Here is a 20392-nt window from a genome sequence, read left to right on the forward strand (position 1 = left end):
AACAATATACAAAAGTTTATAATTTTTTAATTCCCCGAAAAATGAAAACCAAAACAACTCAAAAATGGTTCACCTTTTTATTCATTTTAAGCATCATAAATGTTTATGCTACCAATGATAAAGGTTTAAAAGGTCTTACAGATGATAAGGCAAAAACAACAAAAACTCTTGCAGTAAATACCATTATAGATCTGCCTAAAAATGTAATTGTACCTTTAGTTAATGGTACTGGAAATTTTAGTGGGGTAACTGCAGATGGTTCCGGAACTTCTTGCATACCAGCAACTTTTGTAACACCAGAAATATGTACACATCAATGGACTGGAGATGGAGCAGATGCTGTAGATAATAATACAACTACTAATTCTACTTCTACATTAGCGACTGTATTAGGAACTAATACATTAACAATTACAGCACCTTCTGCATTAGGAGATTTTCCTGCAGGAACTTATGCTGGTTTTAATATTGGAACATCAGTAGGTGTGGGGAGTACAATACAAATTAAATTATATAAGGATGGTAACTCATCAGCAGTAGCTACTTATACTCCTTCGAGTGATGTATTATCACTTAATTTAGGTTTTGGTTCAAGTGCAAATATTGGTTTTGTATCTCCAGTTGCTTTTGATGAAATGAGAATTTCTGTAGGTGGTTTGGTTACAACTTTAGTTGTGAACTATCCGTTTGTGAAAATTTATAAAGACACAAGTAGTGCTTTATCTTGTAATACAATGTCTGAAGTTTCTGTAGGAAAAGGTTATGCTATGGAAGTAGATGATGTTGGTCAGGTTGGTGTTAGTCTTAATCTTCTAGGTACAACAGGTATTAACCCAGAAAATGTATTAGATGGTAACGCTAGCACTCATGCTAATTTAACAGGAGGTGTACTTTCTGTAGGAGTATTAAGAACGGTATATTTATCAGTAAAAAAACAAAGAGATTTTCAAACTAGTGCAGTAGTTCCTTTTGCAGGAGGTACTTATGCAGGTTTTAATATAACTACAAATGCTGCTGTGGATTTAAGTGTGTTAAGTACATTAAAAATTACCACTTATTTAGGTAATGTAGAACAACAGTCTATAAATATTACTGATGCTCTTGTGGGACTTCCGCTTTTAACAAGTGCTACAAGAAATGTAGGTTTTGTAACAGATGTAACTAAGCCTTATGATGAAATTAAAATTGAGCTTTCAGATACCGTTGGTGTTAGTTTAGGTGATTTTAATGTAAATTATCCTGTTATAAAAGAATATTGTAGTAATACAGATACTTTAGATTGTAATACGCAAGTAGCTTTGACAAATACAGATTATCCGGTAGAAATTAAGACAGTAGGTACTGGTTTAGTAAGCGCAGGTGTTAATATAGGTGGTTTGGAGAATATTATAAATTCAGACACAGAAGATTATGCAGAATTAGGTTTAAATATAGATCTTTTAGGAGCTTTAGAAATTGGTGTTTACGATGTTTTAGACAATTATGTAGCTACAACAACGAACCCTTATTATGTAGGATTTGTAATAGAATCAGAATCTCTTGTAGCAATAGATGTATTAAGTAATACCACTATTTCTACTTATTTAAATGGAACTTTGGTAGAGTCTAAGTCTGGAGGTCCTCTTTTAGTAGGTGCTCCTTTGTTAGCTTCAGAAAACAAACAAACTATTGGTTTTTCTGCTACACAAACTTTTGATGAGGTTCGTATTAAATTTGCAGCGCCATTAGCAGCAGTTAATTTAGGTACCATTAAAATTTACAATAGCTTTATTCAAAAAATGTGTTCAACAACTTTAGAGTGTAATACTTCTTACGCTTTAAACGCACCAACGTTTTCTACCTATATAGATTTTAAACAAACAGGTGTTTCAGGATTAGCGTGTGTAGGTTGTAGTGTTGCTAATGCAGATAACGTAATAACAAGTGACGATACAGATTATGCAACAATTAATATTTTAGCAAGTGTTGGTGGATCAGCTAGTTTAGCAGTAAGGGATGCAACGAATAGTTTTCCTGCAGGATCATATGCTGGTTTCTCACTAAATTTTAATGATGCTTTAGTAAGCTTAAGTATTTTACAAAATAGTTTAACGATTACTACTTTAAGTGCTACTGGAGTAGAGTTGGAGTCTAGTACCGCAGGTAACTTAATCGGGTTAGAGTTGTTAACAAATATTATTGGGGTATCTGGTTCTGGAGATCTTAATCTTGGCTTTAAAACGACGCAGGCTTATTCAGGAATAAAAATTTCTGCTTCAGCATTGGTAGGTGTTTCTTTAGATAATGAAATTAAAGTTTTTGGAGCTTTCGTAGATACAAGAGGGGCTACAGAAGGAAGTTTTGCTAGTTGTTTAGTCGATACAGATAATGATGGAATTGATGATAGTTTAGATATTGATGATGATAATGATGGTATTATAGATATTATAGAGAATGGTAATTGTCCGATTGAAGATAAAGTAGAAATTGTAGAATTGTATAGTGAAGACTTTGGTACAGGTACCGGAAGATCAGATAATCCTTATATTTTAAATCATTTTTATGACACTGGGGGAGCTATTCCAGATGGTTCTTATGCTGTTGTATCTTCATTAAATTCTGGTTTAGGGCATTACAACCGTACAGATCAAAATGGAAATTTAGATGCAAATATAGATGAGTTTAATGGTCCTACAGGAGGTTCATCAAGCGGTAGGTATTTGTCTATTAACATGATTAATGAAGGAAATAAGGAGTTTTATCGTCATACTCTTAATAATTTAGTTATTGGTGCAGATTATAGATTTCGTTTAGATATGTCTGGATTATGCAATGGATGTCCTGATACACCTATTTTTAGATTAGAAGTACAAGATAGTAGTGGAACAACTTTAAAAACTGCTTCTTCGGTAGGAGTAACTAATAATGATGAGTGGGAAAGGGTTATTTTAGATTTTACAGGTAGTACTGATGAGGTAGATATTGTAATTTATAATGATCAACCTAATGGTGGGGCAGGTAATGATGTTGGGGTAGATAATATTGTTTTTAGTGTTTTACAATGCCCTGCAGAATTTAATGATGAAGATAATGATGGTATTATAAATAGTTTAGACTTAGATTCTGATGGGGATGGGTGTCCAGATGTTATGGAGGCAGGCGTACCTGGTATTTTAAAAACGACAAATGTAACCAATGGTAACGGAACAGATGTTTCTGCAAATACTACAACAAGTGTGGCTAACTCAGTGATAGATATATCTATTACTGGTCAAGAAGTTGGTAGTAACGGTTTAGTAGCAAGTATAGAAACAGATGATACTGCAAGAGCAATTACCACTTATCCATCAACTTATATAACGTACGCCTTAGATAAAAGCATTAAAGCGTGCGGAACAGCAATGATTACGCAAGTATATCAAACAGCAGCAGAACGATGGATAGAAGTAACAAATATTGATCTTATTAATAGCGTTGCTCCAAATACGGCAAATATTGCTTTCTTTAAAAATACGGCTGCTCCATTAGGCATAATACCAACGGAAGAAGTTACAAATAGTTCATTTATTGGTCCTGGAGAATCTGTATTAATAGCTTCTAAGACTGTTACTAACAAATTAACAACTGCTTTAGAGATTATTAATACCGCTGCTACAGATTTTAGTGAAGCAGATGACATTATTGCATTAACAAAAGGTACAGGTTTAAAAGCTTGGAATTTAAGAACAGATGCAATAAAAGACATTGTAGATAATACAAGTTATGTGCGTATAGATAATGTATCGTCACCAAACAGAGACGTAACACCTTCTGAGTGGGTTGCATTTATAGACGATAATATTATTACCTATACAGATTTAGCAAATGATGCTGCTGATGTTAATGATGAACGTCATGCGCATGCTCCATTATTATCAGAAATTACAACAACAAGTGTTTCGGAAGATGCTAATATAAAGCCAGGGTTGCATAGGTTTGGTTTAACAGATAGAATAAGTGGAGATTGGTCTAACGGTAATCCAGATAGGTCTAGAGAGGTGAAAATTTCGGAAAATTACAATCATGGAGAAAAATTAAGTGCACGTAAATTAGAAGTTACAAGTGGTAGTGTGTTTAGTGTTACAGATCATTTATTAGTAGTAACTAATAACATTGTTTTAGATGGGCAAATTAGGTTAATAAGTGCAGATGAAACTAACAAAGCGCAATTAGTACAAACACATGAAGGTACTCGTCAAATTACAGGTTCTGGTAAGTTATTGGTAGATCAAAAATCTATGGTACCTAGTATGTATAGATATAACTACATGAGTTCTCCTGTAAATACTTTTGGACAAACTACTTATACTATAGAAAGCGTTTTAAAAGATGGATCCAATGTTTTAGATGCTACTTCTACAATAGGTACTCAAATAGCAAAAGATATAACTTTTATAAGTGGCTATAATGGTACTTGGAGTACAGATCCTATTTCTATAGCAGATTACTGGGTGTATACTTATGCCAATGGTAATGGAGGTAGATCTAATTGGGAACATAAATACAAAAATGAAGAAATTTCTGAGACGGATGGTTTTATTTTTAAAGGACCAGATCATGAGCAAAACTATACTTTTGTAGGTACTCCAAAAGATGGAGATATGAGCACAACAGTTGGGGCAAATGAATCTTATTTAGTAGGAAACCCTTTTGCAGGAGCAATAAGTGCAAAGAAATTTATAGAAGATAATATAGATGATGCAACAGGTTCTATAACAGGTGATTTATATTTCTGGGAACATGCAGGAGAAGAAAGTGGCTCAGGAACCGCAGGGCATAATTTTGGTGGCTACATTGGTGGTTATGCTATTAGAAATATTTCTATGGGATTATCTGCTAATCAGGTAATGAGCAATAATGGTTCAGAGTCGGTAATTAGTGTGGTTCAAGCGGAGACTTGTATTCCTTTTGATGGAGCTATTTTATATACAGATCCTGTTAATATAGGGGTTAGTGGTTTACGTTTAACGTCATTTAATGAAGGTTTTTCTTATGAAAGTTCTATTAATGCAGATAAAATTTATTTTTCTTATAAGAGTATCGGAGATATTCCAATAAGTCTTCAGGTAAACGAGGGAGTTGTACAAGAGCTTCAATTAGTTTCTTCTGGAGTAGATCAATATTCAGAAGCTAATTTTCAAGCAGATGTTAAAGTAGGAGATATCATTAAAATTAAGTACTCTAGTCAGTCTACAGTAAGTTTATATTTAGATTTATTTACTTTAAAAGGGCGTGTTACAACTAAAGGAGCTCCTTCTTTAGGAGATGGAAATTATCATGAGCCTAAAGCATATATTGCTATGGGGCAAGGGTTTTTTGTTGATGGAGATTCCGATGGAGGTACTATTAATTTTAATAACTCTCAAAGAGAATATATAAAAGAAGGAGATGAGTCTATTTTCTATAAAAGTAATAATGATTCTAAAGAAAAAACTATAACTGTAAATAAACTTCCGGTAATTAAGTTGGGTATGGATTATGTAAATGAAGAAGGTTTAGGATTGCACAGACAAATAGGAATTTCATTTAAACATAACAATTCTTTTGGATATGAAAAAGGGTATGATGCTGCAATGTTAGATGTTGGAGAAACAGATATTTACTGGAAATTCCCTAATAATGATGATAAATACGCTATTACTGGAGTACAAGCTATTACAGACGATCTAGAAGTTCCTTTATTTGTTTCTTTAGTTAAAAATGGTACTGTATCTATTGGTGTAGATGAATGGGAAGCTATTAATAGAGATGTATTTATAAAAGACAAATTAACAGGTAAAGCTTACTTAATTAATAATGGAAAATTCTCGTTAACCTTATCTGCCGGAAACTATACAGATCGTTTTTTCTTAACATTTAAAGAAAGTGACGCCACGGTTTTAGATGTTTCAGACAATGCTATTGTTTTTAATAAAAACATTACTGTTTTCTTAGATAATACGACTCAGGAAATAGTAATTAATAACAATGATAATTTACAACTGAAAACAGTGAAGTTGTTTAACCTTTTAGGGCAAACAATTGGTCAATGGAACAACTTAGAACAAGAAACTAAGCAACAGCGATTAAAAACAAGTAAATTATCGGATGCTATTTATATTATAAATATAGAAACAGAAAACGGTAAAGTTTCTAAGAAAGTGATTTTAGATTAGAAAACAAGAAGAGATAAGTATTTGGTGTTTATTTAATAATCCCAATTGATTTTAATATTAAATCAATTGGGATTATTTTTTGTTTTTAACATTGTAAATACATCGATAAATTTTATCAGCTTCAAAAATTAATTTTTTATACTTTATTCTTATTGATTTCTGTATTTTCGTTCTTTATATTTTTTAAAATTGAATTTAAACTATCCCATAACATATATTAAAGGAATTAGTGTACAAAGAGCAACGCTTATGTACACCGAATTGGGTATAAAAACATGTAATGATTTATTAAATTTCTTTCCGTTTAGATATATTGATAAAACCGCATTTTATGCGATAAAAGACTTACAACCAAATTCTTCTGAAGTTCAAATTGTTGGTAAAATTACCCGCGTAAAATCGGTAGCTCAAAAAAGAGGAAGTAGGTTAGTGGCAACTTTTCAAGACGCTACAGGATCTATGGAATTGGTTTGGTTTAAAGGTCAAAAATGGATTAAAGATTCTTTAAAAATTAACGAATCGTATGTGGTTTATGGCAAGCTGAACCATTATAATGGCAATTTTAGTATTCCACATCCAGAGTTAGAATTGGTTACGGAATACAAGAAAAAGTTGCAATCTAAAATGCAACCCGTATATCCATCTACCGAAAGGTTAGTAAATTCTGGTGTTTCTAATAAGTTAATGCGCAATTATGTTCAGTATTTATTACAGCAGTTTTTTGAAGTAATTACAGAAACATTATCACAAGAAATAATAGACGATTTTATGTTGATGTCTAAGCGTGATGCTTTGCTGAATGCACATTTTCCTAAAAGTCAAGAAAACTTAGCCAAAGCACAAAATCGTTTAAAGTTCGAAGAATTATTTTTTATTCAGTTGCAGCTATTGCGAAAGAAACTCATCAACAAAACAAAAATAAAAGGCTTTGTTTTTGAAAACGTGAGCGATTACTTTAATACTTTCTATAAAGACCATTTACCTTTCGATTTAACAAATGCTCAAAAAAGAGTTTTAAAAGAAATTAGAAAAGATGTTGCATCTGGTGCACACATGAATCGTCTTTTACAAGGAGATGTTGGTTCTGGTAAAACCATTGTTGCTTTATTAACCATGTTATTGGCAATAGACAACGGTTTTCAAGCAACAATTATGGCGCCAACAGAAATTTTGGCAACCCAACATTATCATGCTATTTCAGAAATGTTAAAAGACATGAACATTAATGTCGATTTATTAACAGGTTCTGTTAGAATAAAAAAGCGAAGAGAAATTCATGCGAATTTAGAAGACGGAACCTTGCATATTTTAATAGGTACGCATGCTTTGTTAGAAGATAAAGTAAAGTTTAAAAATCTTGGTATTGCAATTATTGATGAGCAACATAGATTCGGAGTTGCACAAAGAGCTCAACTTTGGAAAAAAGGAGGAAAAAGCCCATCCCAACCTTCCCGAAGGGAAGGAGCTCAAGCAGTGCTAAATCGTTATGAAACTGCTCGTCCTTCTGTGTATGCTTTAATGAAGGAATTACAAGTAGAACGTAAAAAACAAACCACACCAGCAGAACAAGTTCTTTGGCAACAATTAAAGGCAAAAAAGCTAGATTCTAAATTTAGAAGACAACATCTTGTTGATGAATTTATTGTTGATTTTATTTGTATTGAAAAAAGCCTCATTATTGAAGTAGATGGAGAGCACCACAACACAACAGCACAACAAGAAGCAGACAATTTAAGAACACAGATTTTACAAGAATTAGGTTTTAAGGTAATAAGATTCACCAACCAAGAAGTTATTGGAAACATAGAAAATGTAACAAAGAAAATAACACAAGAATTACACAACAGTGATAAAAGCCTCCCTTTTGGGGAGGTTGGAGGGGCTTCTTCTCTCCCTCCACACATTCTGGTAATGACAGCAACACCAATTCCTAGAACTTTGGCAATGTCTGTGTATGGAGATTTAGATATTTCTGTAATTGATGAATTACCACCTGGAAGAAAAGAAGTAAAAACAGTACACAGGTTTGATAAAAATCGTTTATCTGTTTTTAAATTTATGCGAGATGAAATTGAAAAAGGAAGACAAGTATATGTGGTGTATCCTTTAATTCAAGAATCTGAAGCCATGGATTATAAAGATTTGATGGATGGTTTTGAAAGTATTTCGCGAGATTTTCCTACGCCAAAATATCAAATTAGTATTGTACACGGAAAAATGAAACCTGCAGATAAAGAGCACGAAATGCAGCGTTTTGTAAAAGGAGAAACGCAAATTATGGTTGCTACTACTGTAATAGAAGTTGGTGTAAATGTGCCCAATGCCAGTGTAATGATTATTGAAAGCTCAGAACGTTTTGGGTTATCTCAATTACATCAATTAAGAGGAAGAGTTGGTAGAGGTGCAGACCAAAGTTATTGTATTTTACTATCTGGTTATAAACTTTCTGAAGAAGGAAAAACACGTTTAAAAACCATGGTAGATACTACAGACGGTTTTAAAATAGCTGAGGTAGATTTAAAATTACGGGGACCAGGTAATTTAATGGGTACCCAACAAAGTGGTGTTTTAAATCTTAAAATTGCCGATGTTGTAAAGGATTCTAAAATTTTAGTTGCCGCTAGAAATACAGCAATTGCTGTTTTGCAAGAAGATGGTAATTTATCGCAACCGGCAAATATCAATATTAAAAAAGCATATGTAGAGATGTCTAAAAACTCTAAAATTTGGAGTGAAATTAGTTAGTCTTTAATTTGCTTAGTTAAACGTTAAACTGCCGTTATAGTGGTTTTTAAATATTGTTTTTTTATATTTGTTATCGTTTGTTTTAATCTTAAAAAAAATGAAAATATGGGCTTTTATAATAAAGTAAAATGGGTTCTTGGAATTTTAATGATTTTTATACTAATTATTGCTACCAATTTAATTGATAGAAATAATTTTGTAAGAATTAAAGATTCTTTAGAAGCTATTTATAAAGATAGGCTAATTGCTAAAGACTTAATTTTTAAAATATCTAAATCTGTTCAAGAAAAAGAATTGGCAGCAGCTAAATTAGATTCTACTTTCTTTTTAGGTAGAAATAAACAAGTAAATAGTGATATTGAAACAGCTATTACTTCTTTTGAAGGAACAAAATTAACCACAAAAGAAGCTAAAGTTTTTAATGATTTTAAAAATAATTTGGCAGTTTTAACAAAATTAGAAGACTCTAAACCTTTTAAAAAAAGTTCTTATAACAGCAATATCTTAAGTGTAAAAGAAAACTTATATGAATTGTCTGAAATTCAAATGAATGAAGGCAAAAGACAAATGTCTATAAGTAAAAGGGCAATAGATTCAATAGAACTTTTTACTCAACTAGAAATATATGTATTGATTTTTTTAGCTGTTGTAGTCCAGATTATTGTAATTTATAAACCTAGAGAAAGGTAAGAAGACTCAATTTTAAATTTTGTATACTTCAATATTTTTTTAAGTACATTTATATTAATCCTTTTTTTTGAGTAAAATTAAATAGTAATAAGAAAAACAAATACCTATTGCAACCATACCAACTCCAATAAGAATTGGTGAATTGTATGCATAACCATAGGTAATTGGCAACCCACCGAAAAAAGCCCCCATCGTATTTCCTAAATTAAAACTAGACTGACCTCCGGCAGCAGCAATACTTTCTGAACCTTCAGCAGAATCTATTAAAAGCATTTGTATTGGAGATGAACAACTAAATGCAGCAACACCAGTAATAAATGCCATTAAATAACTCATAAACGGTATGTGTGCGGTAAAATAGATAGTAATTAAACAGAGCATCATAAATATAAAGGAAACGGTTACCGTTTTTTGAGGTGTAATGATATCAGATAACTTTCCACCTAATAGGTTTCCTATAAGCATTCCTAAGCCAACCAAAACCATTACATACGGAATAGAGTCTTCATTAACCTTGGTAATTTCTGTCATTAAAGGAGCTATATAGCTTAACCAAGTAAATAAACCACCGGTTCCTATAGAAACCATACCAATAATAACCCAAGCTTTTTTTGTTTTAAAATAACGCAATTGACTTTTCTTACTAACTTGTGAAAGCGGTTGCATTTTAGGGATCCAGAAATAAATAGAAATCATGGATAATAAACCAAATAGACTTATTATTAAATATGTGTATCTCCAAGAAAAATGATGCCCAATATAAGTACCTAAAGGAACTCCAAGAAGGTTTGCAATGGTCATACCGGTAACCATTATGGCAATTGCCTGTGCTTTTTTACCAGGATCAGCAAATTTAGCAGCCACTACAGAACCTACACCAAAAAAAGCACCATGTGGCAAGCCAGACATAAATCTAGAAACAAGTAAAAGTGAATATATTGGAGAGACCGCAAATAATAGGTTAAAAACAGCAAATAGTAGCATTAGAAATATTAATACTTTTCTAGGCGAATATTTAGCGGTAAATAGCACTAGAATAGGAGAACCAATAACAACGCCTAAAGCGTATAAAGAAATTAAATGCCCTGCCGAAGGAATATCAATATTTAAGTCTTTTGCAATATCAGGCAAAATACCCATCATTGTAAATTCTGTCATTCCTATGGCAAAAGTTCCTATAGCTAATGATAATAAACTCTTTTTAATCATATAATTTTTTTGATACCTTTAAAAGTTGGTAAAAGTACTATTTGTTATAGTACTAAAAAACATCAAATAGGATAGATTTATAAACATTTTTAATGTTATTTTATTTTCTTAAAAAAGTTTAAATATGCAATAGCAATAAAGAATATTTAATTGTTTTTTCTATTTAATTAGAAACTACTTTTAACCCAATAATAGAAAATATTAAAGTAGAAAGAAAAAATAGTCGCCAAAAAGTTGCGGGTTCTTTAAAAATAAGAATTCCCATTAATACTGTTCCAACTGCACCTATTCCTGTCCAAACGGCATAAGCTGTTCCAATTGGTAACTCTTGTGTTGCCTTTAAAAGTAGAAGCATACTAATAGATAAACACAACAAAAAGCCAATATACCAATAGGTGGTTTCTGCTCCGGTACTTTCTTTTGCTTTGCCTAAACAAGCAGCAAAAGCAACTTCAAAAAGTCCGGCTATAATTAATAGTATCCAATTCATTTATAATGTATTATTTTTATGCAACTTTAATATTTTATGTCTTTTTTTAATAAAAATGTAAATTTAAATATATTTATTTTAGACCAACTTTAAATCTTAGTAAACTTCTAACAAATTCCATTTCGTCATTCTTTTTAAAGTGTCTATCTTTATCGGCTGTAATTAGTCACTTATTTAATGGAACTGTACAAAGAAAATCAACTAAAAGTATACAACTCTTTAACCAAATCTAAAGAGAATTTTAAAACCATAACAGACGGATACGTAGGTATGTATGTTTGTGGTCCAACCGTTTATAGCAACGCACATTTAGGAAATGTTAGAACCTTTATGTTTTTTGATGTTGTGTATCGTTATTTATTGCATTTAGGCTATAAAGTGCGTTATGTGCGTAATATAACCGATGCAGGGCATTTAGAAAATGATGCAGACGAAGGGGAAGACAAAATTGCTGTAAAAGCACGTTTAGAACAAATTGAACCGATGGAAGTTGTACAACGTTACACGGTAGATTTTCATGATGTTTTAAAAAACTATAATTTTTTACCACCAAGTATAGAGCCAACTGCCACAGGTCATATTGTAGAGCAGATAGAAATGATTAAAGAAATCATAGAAAAAGGTTTTGGATATGAAGTAAATGGTTCTGTCTATTTTGATGTACATGAGTATAACAAAAAAGAAAATTACGGAATTCTCTCTGGTAGAAAAGTAGAAGATTTATTACATAATACCAGAACTTTAGACGGACAATCTGATAAGAAAAATCCACAAGATTTTGCACTTTGGAAAAAAGCGGATGAAAAGCATATAATGCGTTGGCCTTCTCCTTGGAGTGATGGTTTCCCTGGTTGGCATTTAGAATGTTCTGTAATGAGTACAAAATATTTAGGCGAAAGTTTTGATATTCATGGTGGTGGAATGGATTTAAAATTTCCGCATCACGAATGTGAAATTGCACAATCTAAAACATGTAGTGGTGTAACTCCTGTAAATTATTGGATGCACACAAATATGCTTTCTTTAAACGGACAGAGAATGGCTAAATCTACCGGAAATTTTATTTTACCAAATGAAATTTTAACTGGAGAAAACAACATTTTACCAAAACCATTTTCTGCAAGTGTGGTTCGTTTCTTTAACATGCAAGCGAATTATAGAAGTATTTTAGATTTTTCTGGAGATGCTTTAGAAGCATCAGAAAAAGGACATGCTAAATTGATGGAAGCTGTAAATTTCTTAGAAAAGATAGTTGCAGGTAAAACATCTACTTTTAATGTTCAAGATTGGAAAAAAGCATGTTATGCTGCCATGAATGATGATTTTAACACACCAATGTTAATTCCGCAATTATTTGAAGCAGTAAAAGTTATCAATCAAATAAAAGAACATAAAGCAAGTTTAACTGCCGATGATTTAGCAGAGTTTAAAACTACAATTAATGCATTTGTTTTTGATGTTTTAGGGTTGATGAATGAAAACTCTCAAGACAATTCAGAAAAAATTAATGGTGTTGTAGAGTTGTTAATTAAGTTAAGAAAAGAAGCAAGAGAAAATAAAGATTGGGCATTATCAGATCAAATTAGAGATGAACTAATAACCTTAGGAATTCAATTAAAAGACGGTAAAGAAGGCACCACTTTTTTAATTAACTAAAAAAATAATTACGAATTGAAAATTATGAATTACAAATATGTCAGTTCGAGTGATTCCGATTTTTTATCGGAATTGTATCGAGAACTTTTTTTAATTCTTAAAGTTTAATCATTGAAAAAAATACTGTCTTTTCCATTTATATTGTTGGTTCGTTTTTATCAAACCGCAATATCACCATTTACACCAGCAACTTGTAGGTATAGTCCTACGTGTTCTCATTACACCATTGAAGCTTTACAAAAACATGGTTTGTTTTCTGGTGGATGGTTGGCATTAAAGAGAATCTTTAGTTGTCATCCTTGGGGAGGAAGTGGCTATGATCCTGTTCCGGATAAAAAAGAATAATAGAAAAAAAATAGACATAAGATTTTTTGACTTATGACTAAAAAAGAAATACAATTGACATCTCGAGCGCAGTCGAGAGATTTTTTTAATAGTACGTATTATAATAAGGTCTCGACTGCGCTCGACCAGACATAGAATAAGAAATATATGAGCTTTTTAGCAATTACTTGGAATCCTTCAATAGGAATAGATTTAGGATTTTTTGTTGTACGTTGGTACAGTTTAATGTTTGTAGCAGCATTTTTATTAGGTTTAAGACTAATGAAAAAAATCTATGTAGAAGATAAAATTCCTGAAGAAAAGTTAGATGTATTATTTATGTATGTCTTTGTTTCTATGCTTGTAGGTATGCGTTTAGGGGATGTGTTCTTTTATAGTTGGGACTATTATCAGAACCATTTATTAGAAATATTTTTACCGATAAAAGAAAGTGCAACAGATTCTTTATTCGGAATTATAAAAGGTTGGAAATTTACAGGTTTTACAGGTTTTGCAAGTCATGGTGCTGCAATTGGTATTCCAATAGCTTTATATTTTTATGCAAAAAAACACTTACAAAAACCTTGGTTGTTTATCTTAGATAGATTAGCAATTATGGTTGCTTTAGGAGGTTTCTTTATCCGTTTTGGTAACTTTTTCAACTCAGAAATTTACGGAAAAGCAACAGATTCTAATTTTGGAGTTATTTTTAAAGCAGCAGGAGAAACCGTACCAAGACATCCAACACAATTATATGAAGCATTTAGTTACTTAGCATTGTTTTTTGTAATGTGGCATTTATATTGGAAAACGGATAAAAAGAAACAAACAGGATATCTTTTTGGTCTTTTTATGGTAGTACTTTGGTCACTACGTTTCTTTATTGAATTCTTAAAAGAAGCACAAGTAAATGGTAGAGAAGATTGGGTATTTAACTCCTTAAATACAGGACAAGTATTAAGTATACCACTCGTTCTAATTGGTGTTTGGCTAATGTTTAGAAAGGTTAAATAATTTTATTTTATTATTATTTAACCTTTTAGTAAAATTAACCTCTTTTTTGTAAGTTTACTGTTCAGTTATTCAAAACCCTAATAAGTTTAACTCAACTATGAAATTTACAATTACTTTATTCTTTCTATTTGCATTTTTGCAAATGCCTTTACACGCACAAAGTTTATCCTATTCTGGTGCTAATAGCTTTAATATAACTTCACCAACTCATGTTGGTGCATACGTTATTCCCACACAAGAAATAAAACCTACGGGCATGATTTTTGGTGATAGTGGTACTAAATTCTATATGGTAGGTTCAGAAGGAGATTTTGTTATTCAGTATTCATTAAGTACGGCATATGATATTTCATCTAGAGGTCCTATAGTTGGTTATTTTGATGTTTCTGGAGAAGAATCTAATCCGCAAGATGTTGCTTTTAATGATGTCGGAACAAAAATGTATATTCTGGGAGGTGCAGGAGATGATGTGGTAGAATATGTGGTTGCTATACCATGGAATGTTTCTAGTATTAATAAATCCTTAAATATGCCAGTTTCTTTTAATGCGGAAGCAGCTATAAATACATATTTATCAACAGCAAATGAAGGAGATAATCTTTCTGGTTTAAGGTTTAATACTAATGGGTCAAAATTATTTATTGTAGATTATAGTTCAGATAAAGTTTTTGAATTTAGTTGTAGTGCTTATGATATTTCTACGGCTACAATTGTAGGTGATTTAGATATTAGTGGAGAGGAATTACAAGCAAGAGCTATTGAGTTTAATAATGATGGGACTGTGTTATACGCCATAGGGTATTCTGGGGATGATATAAATAGCTATAATTTAGGTACAAGTTATGATTTGTCGAGTTTAACAACCAAGACAGTTTCTACAAAACTAACAGCTGAAAAAAGCCCTGAAGCACTTTTAATAAATAATGATGGAACTAAAGTATATGTTGCAGGTTTTGTAGGTCAAGATATAAAGGAGTATGCTTTATCTCCTGGGTATGATTTTACTTCTATTTCAGCGATACCTGCCGCCTCTACTATATTTGAAACTCTAGAATTAAATCCGCTAGGAATGGTTTTTAATACGGATGGTTCAAAACTTTTTATAGTAGGATCTACTTCAGAAAGAGTTATAGAAATGCATCTTTCTATTCCTTATGATATAAGTACAGCTATTTTATTACATACTTTATCTATTGATTTAGAAGAAAAAATTCCAGAAGGATTAGCTTTTAATAACACAGGGAGTATGCTATATGTTATTGGTAGTGATGTTGGCGAAATTAATGAATACGCGTTATCTTCTGCATTCGATGTATCTTCTAGTACACATTTAGGAGCTATTTCAGTGAGCATTGCTGCAACAGATAATGAAACGAGTCCAAGAGATATCTATTTTAATACAGACGGATCTAAATTATTTGTTTTAGCAGGTAGTACAGATCGTATTTATCAATTTACATTATCTAGTGATTATAATTTATCAACTCTTGCTACTGATATCGACGGGTTTTATTCTGTAAATTCGGTTGATACTAGAACAGAAGGCTTTGCTTTTAATACTGATGGGAGTAAATTTTATATTGCTGGTGATACAGGTGATGATATAAATGAGTTTACGCTAACCAATAATTTTGATTTAACTTCTGGCATAATAACAAATACAAATACTTTTTCAGTTTCATCCGAAGAAGGAACAATTTCAGACATTAAATTTAATGGAGATGGTTCTCGATTTTATATAACAGGTACAGGAGATGATGAAATGAACCAATATTATTCTAAAGGGCTATTTCCTGAGACTCCAAACGACGGAACTATAGACGATACAACAAAACCTTTTCTTATAACCTTAACAGGTGATACTTTTTTTGCAAGTTCAGGTATTTTTACAGCTTCAGAAGTTACAATAGGCAATGTGCCTTTAGGTTTAACGGCGGTGTTAACACTTAACTCTGCAACAGAAGCACAATTAAGTTTTATAGGTAAGGCAAATAGTCATATAAATAGTGATGAAGCTGCAGCAAATCTAATTTTTACATTTACAGACGCAGCTTTTACAAGTTCTAATGCAGTAGATGTATCTTTTGCTGTTGGACAAACAAATGTATTAAGTATTGATTTTATTGAATGTGCAGATAATGAAATTGTGTACAATGGAACTACATGGACAGGAGGAAATAATTCCGGAGTGCCAAATGATAGTGCTACAGATTTAACCAAAGGAATTAGAACCCAAGGAAATATTACAATTACAGCAAATACAAATTGCGATTGTTTACATGTAGAAAGTGGTAAAACTTTAACTGTTGCAGATGGAGTAGAATTGACTGTAGCAAATTCTTTAGAATTAAATGGAGATATCCGTTTATTAGGTACTGCTCAATTAAAACAAACACATACAGGTGTTAAAAATGCATCTGGTGCCGGAAATCTTTATAAAGATGTAAAAGGCAATTTAAAAAACGTTTACCAATCAAGTTATTGGTCGTCACCAGTAACAACAAATGGAGAAACGTACAATATAAAAGGCGTTTTAAAAGACGGAACTACTCCTTTAACAGAGACCAATACACCTTTAGATATTAATTTTTCTGCAGATTTTGACGGAGATTACACTACTTCACCAATAACATTAAGTACAAGGTGGTTGGCTAAATTTGTAAATAGTGGCGATTGGACAAGGCAAATAAATGAATCTACAACATTATTAAACCCTGTAGAAGGTTTTAATAAAAAAAGTACAGGAAATTCCACTGGTCAAAATTATACTTTTGTAGGTAAACCAAACGATGGAGATTATACGAGTGAAATAGCTGCTTATGGTTCTGGTACATGGAGTGTATTAGGAAATCCGTATCCAACGCCAATAAAAGCAGATACCTTTATTTCTGATAATGCAGGAGTTATTGTTGGTACGCTTTATTTTTATGATTCTGGAGATGATACATCTCATTATACAGGAGAATATTTGGGAGGTTATGCTACGAGAACTTCAGGTGTTGGAGCTCCGGCTTCTGGCCTAGGAGGAGTAAGAACTAAAACTCCAGATGAAAATATAGATATAGGACAAGGATTTTTTGTAGAAGCATCTGCTTCTGGTGGAACTATCAATTTTAACAACGCACAAAGAGTTTTTGATATTGTTGGTTCATCAACAGAAGTATATCATAAAAATAATGCAGTTGCAAAGAAAAAATCTTTCCCTATTTTAAGAATAGGTTTTGAGTTCTTATTAACAGACCAAACATATCACAGACAAGTAAGTGTAGGTCTTAGAGGACTTACGGCTGAGTATGAAGATGGGTATGAAGCAGAAATGTGGGATTATAAATCTACAGATATGGCGTTAAAAATTGAAAACAAAGATTTTCCCTATGCAATTACAGGTATAGAAGATTTTGATCAATCTTTAATGATTCCTTTAAAAGTGCAAACTAATTTAAATAGAGAAGTTACTTTTAAGATAGATAATATGACAGATATAGACTCTGAGGTTTATTTATATGACAACGTTACTCAAAATTATTTTGATATTACTTCAGTTGACGCAATAGTAAATCTTGATGCCGGTGTGTATAATGATCGTTTTTTTATAACTTTTAATCAAACAGTTCTTGGTTTAGATGTTCGTGAGATAAATAAATTTACGGTTAAAAATCAGGATAAACAACTCGTTATTTCATCAAAAGAAATATTAGAAGATGTTCAGGTTTATAATTTATTAGGACAAAATGTTGCTTCTAAAAAGAACCATTTAAAAGAGACTGAAGTAAAAGTGAACATACTTAATTTAAAAAAAGGAATTTATATTATTAGAGTAAGAAATTCTAAGGGAAGTTTTAGTAAAAAAATTAGTGTCTACTAAATTTCCTTAATTGGTTTCCTAATTGTAATTTCGCAAAAATATGGAGAAATTAAAACAACGTTGGGGAGTGAAAAATAATTGGTCTATTGTAGCAATTATTTTAGTATTTTCTATAAACGGTTCCTTTGCTACTTGGGTAGCTAAACCTATAACAAGTTATATCGGCTTGTCTCAAGAAACAACAAACCCTTGGGTGTTTTGGCCTTTAAGAATTTTATTAATTTTTCCTATTTACCAAGCTACACTTCCAATTGTAGGTTGGTTTTTTGGACAATTTAAATTCTTCTGGGCTTTCGAAAAAAAGTTTTTAGGCAGATTAGGACTCGGATTTTTATTTAAAAAAGGAAATTAAAACGTTATAATTTCTTCTACTTCTTCCTTTTTAATTACATGGTTATAAAACCACATTATTGTAAATGTTGGTATCACATCTAAAAAAGGGAGTGCTTCTTCAATAAAACTAACTATAGCAGCAACTTTACCTTGTTTACCTTTGTACATTTTGGTCATTAAATAACTAGATAATGGAGCCCAAAGAACATCTATAAAAGGTATTGGAATGATACCAATAAGGTCTAATACGATGCTTAAAATTAGTTTTTTGTATTTTTTAGTCATAGTTGTATTTTAATAGAATCATTCAAAATTCTTGCCAAATAGGGTTTATTTAAAGTTGAAATGAATAATTTTGTTAAAATTAAATTTTTATAAGTGAATTTTAACGATTTCAAAAATAAAATAACACAACTTAAAACAACCGAGTTAGGAGGTTTAAATGCACAATTTAAATTAGCACCTAAAATTCGATTAAAATATGATGCTGATAAAATTACTGAGAATAACCCTAGAAAAGCGGCAGTGTTGGCATTGTTTTATCCAAATTTAAAAAATGAAACCTGTTTTCTATTAACTCAAAGAGCAAGTTATAAAGGCATACATTCTGCACAAATAAGTTTTCCTGGAGGTAAAAAAGATAAAACAGACTCAGATCTTTTAAAAACAGCCCTAAGAGAAACTTTTGAAGAAGTTGGAGTAGCTGAGGAATCTATTGAAATAATTAGAGAATTAACAGATGTATATATTCCTCCAAGTAATTTTTTGGCAACGCCTTTTTTAGGGTATGCAAATCAACAACCAAATTTTAATTTAAATTATGAAGTTGAGCAAACAATTGAAGTTTTATTAAGAGATTTGTTATGTGAAACGAATTTTACGGCTATAAAAATGAATACTTCTTATATGGATAATGTAGAAGTACCTTGCTTTAAATTAGAAGGTTATATTGTTTGGGGAGCAACAGCTATGATGCTTTCTGAAATTAAAGAACTCTTTAAATAGCATCTTTCTTAATTGTTTTGTAAGTTTGTTAAAATAACTAAAACGAATATAGAATGCCTTTATTTAAAAGGAATCCATTTGGCCACATTTTATTCTTAAAAAAATGGCTTATAAGAATTTTTGGAATTGTGTCTCACGGTAGATATCGTAAATTTAATAATTTACAGATAGAAGGGTCTGAGAACCTTAAAAATTTACCAGATTCAAAAGTATTATTTATAGCAAATCATCAAACCTATTTTGCAGACGTTGCTGCTATGTATCATGTTTTTAACGCTTCTTTAAGTGGTAGAGACGATTCAATAAAAAATATTGGATATATCTGGAAACCTAAACTAAATGTATATTTTGTAGCTGCAGGAGAAACGATGAGGTCTGGGATATTGCCTAAAATATTTGCCTACATGGGTTCTGTATCTATAGAAAGAACATGGAGAAGTGGAGGTAAAGATGTAAAAAGACAAGTTAAAAATTCTGACATTTCTAATATTGGTAAAGCTATAAATGATGGTTGGGTAATTACGTTTCCACAAGGTACAACTACACCATTTAGACCAATTAGAAGAGGTACAGCACACATTATTAAAACCTATAAACCAATAGTAGTACCAATTGTAATTGATGGTTTTAGACGTTCTTTTGATAAAAAAGGATTGAATATTAAAAAACGTAATGTCTTACAATCTATGGTAATTAAAGAGCCTTTAGAAATAGATTATGAAAATGAAAGTATTGCAGATATTGTAACTAAGATAGAGTTTGCAATAGAACAACATAAATCCTTTTTAAAGGTTTTGTCTGTAAAAGAATTAGAAGAATTGACAAAGGAAGAAGAAGAGTTAAATAAAAAAAGAACTTTTTGGAGTTCTTAATTCTAATCAGAAAATA

13 protein-coding genes are annotated in these 20392 nt (G+C 31.3%); 10 read left to right on the plus strand and 3 right to left on the minus strand.

Annotated features, from left to right (window positions below; translation table 11 throughout):
* Positions 1-41 precede the first annotated feature (41 nt).
* From GQS58_RS14855 to GQS58_RS14865, 3 genes are all read left to right on the plus strand, one after another.
* Positions 42-6173 carry a T9SS type A sorting domain-containing protein gene (locus tag GQS58_RS14855; RefSeq protein WP_166387311.1) on the plus strand — a complete coding sequence of 2044 codons (6132 nt, stop codon included), beginning with the start codon at positions 42-44 and terminating at the stop codon, positions 6171-6173.
* 189 nt (positions 6174-6362) lie between these two features.
* Positions 6363-8918 (plus strand): DUF559 domain-containing protein, encoded by a 2556-nt coding sequence (locus tag GQS58_RS14860; RefSeq protein WP_166387313.1) that lies wholly within the window; start codon positions 6363-6365, stop codon positions 8916-8918.
* A gap of 105 nt (positions 8919-9023) precedes the next feature.
* A complete protein-coding gene (locus GQS58_RS14865; RefSeq protein WP_166387315.1) occupies positions 9024-9608 on the plus strand; it encodes an MCP four helix bundle domain-containing protein in 585 nt (194 codons plus the stop codon).
* Positions 9609-9662: 54 nt separating this feature from the next.
* Here the strand turns inward: GQS58_RS14865 and GQS58_RS14870 are convergent, their stop codons facing one another.
* Both GQS58_RS14870 and GQS58_RS14875 read right to left on the minus strand, forming a co-directional pair.
* Positions 9663-10814, minus strand: a complete 1152-nt coding sequence (locus tag GQS58_RS14870; protein WP_166387380.1) for an MFS transporter — start codon at positions 10812-10814, stop codon at positions 9663-9665.
* Positions 10815-10980: 166 nt separating this feature from the next.
* On the minus strand, positions 10981-11307 hold the full coding sequence (locus GQS58_RS14875) for a DMT family transporter (protein WP_166387316.1): 327 nt from the start codon (positions 11305-11307) through the stop codon (positions 10981-10983).
* Positions 11308-11484: 177 nt separating this feature from the next.
* On the opposite strand from GQS58_RS14875, the gene cysS reads away from it, so the two are divergent.
* The 5 genes from cysS (at position 11485) to GQS58_RS14900 (ending at position 18518) form a co-directional block, all read left to right on the plus strand.
* Positions 11485-12963, plus strand: a complete 1479-nt coding sequence (gene cysS / locus GQS58_RS14880; protein WP_166387318.1) for a cysteine--tRNA ligase — start codon at positions 11485-11487, stop codon at positions 12961-12963.
* A gap of 111 nt (positions 12964-13074) precedes the next feature.
* The gene (gene yidD / locus GQS58_RS14885) at positions 13075-13308 is read left to right on the plus strand and encodes a membrane protein insertion efficiency factor YidD (RefSeq protein ID WP_166387319.1); all 234 of its coding nucleotides are present in this window, start codon (positions 13075-13077) and stop codon (positions 13306-13308) included.
* A 147-nt stretch (positions 13309-13455) separates the two neighbouring features.
* A complete protein-coding gene (lgt, locus tag GQS58_RS14890) occupies positions 13456-14301 on the plus strand; it encodes a prolipoprotein diacylglyceryl transferase (RefSeq protein WP_166387321.1) in 846 nt (281 codons plus the stop codon).
* A gap of 97 nt (positions 14302-14398) precedes the next feature.
* A complete protein-coding gene (locus GQS58_RS14895) occupies positions 14399-18166 on the plus strand; it encodes a T9SS type A sorting domain-containing protein (protein WP_166387323.1) in 3768 nt (1255 codons plus the stop codon).
* Between the two features lie 40 nt (positions 18167-18206).
* A complete protein-coding gene (locus GQS58_RS14900; protein WP_166387325.1) occupies positions 18207-18518 on the plus strand; it encodes a DUF6787 family protein in 312 nt (103 codons plus the stop codon).
* Here the strand turns inward: GQS58_RS14900 and GQS58_RS14905 are convergent.
* Entirely contained in the window at positions 18515-18784 is a 270-nt protein-coding gene (locus GQS58_RS14905; protein WP_166387327.1) for a hypothetical protein, read from the minus strand. The two genes, GQS58_RS14900 and GQS58_RS14905, sit on opposite strands and share 4 nt — an antisense overlap.
* 93 nt (positions 18785-18877) lie before the next feature.
* Between GQS58_RS14905 and GQS58_RS14910 the strand changes: the two genes are divergently transcribed.
* Together GQS58_RS14910 and GQS58_RS14915 are read left to right on the plus strand one after the other, a co-directional pair.
* Positions 18878-19504, plus strand: a complete 627-nt coding sequence (locus tag GQS58_RS14910; protein ID WP_166387329.1) for an NUDIX hydrolase — start codon at positions 18878-18880, stop codon at positions 19502-19504.
* A 53-nt stretch (positions 19505-19557) separates the two neighbouring features.
* Positions 19558-20376: a lysophospholipid acyltransferase family protein gene (locus GQS58_RS14915; protein ID WP_166387331.1), complete on the plus strand. Its 819-nt coding sequence runs from the start codon at positions 19558-19560 to the stop codon at positions 20374-20376.
* The last annotated feature ends 16 nt before the right edge of the window (positions 20377-20392 follow it).

Source organism: Polaribacter sp. 11A2H (genome assembly GCF_011379025.1).
Classification (GTDB): Bacteria; Bacteroidota; Bacteroidia; order Flavobacteriales; family Flavobacteriaceae; genus Polaribacter.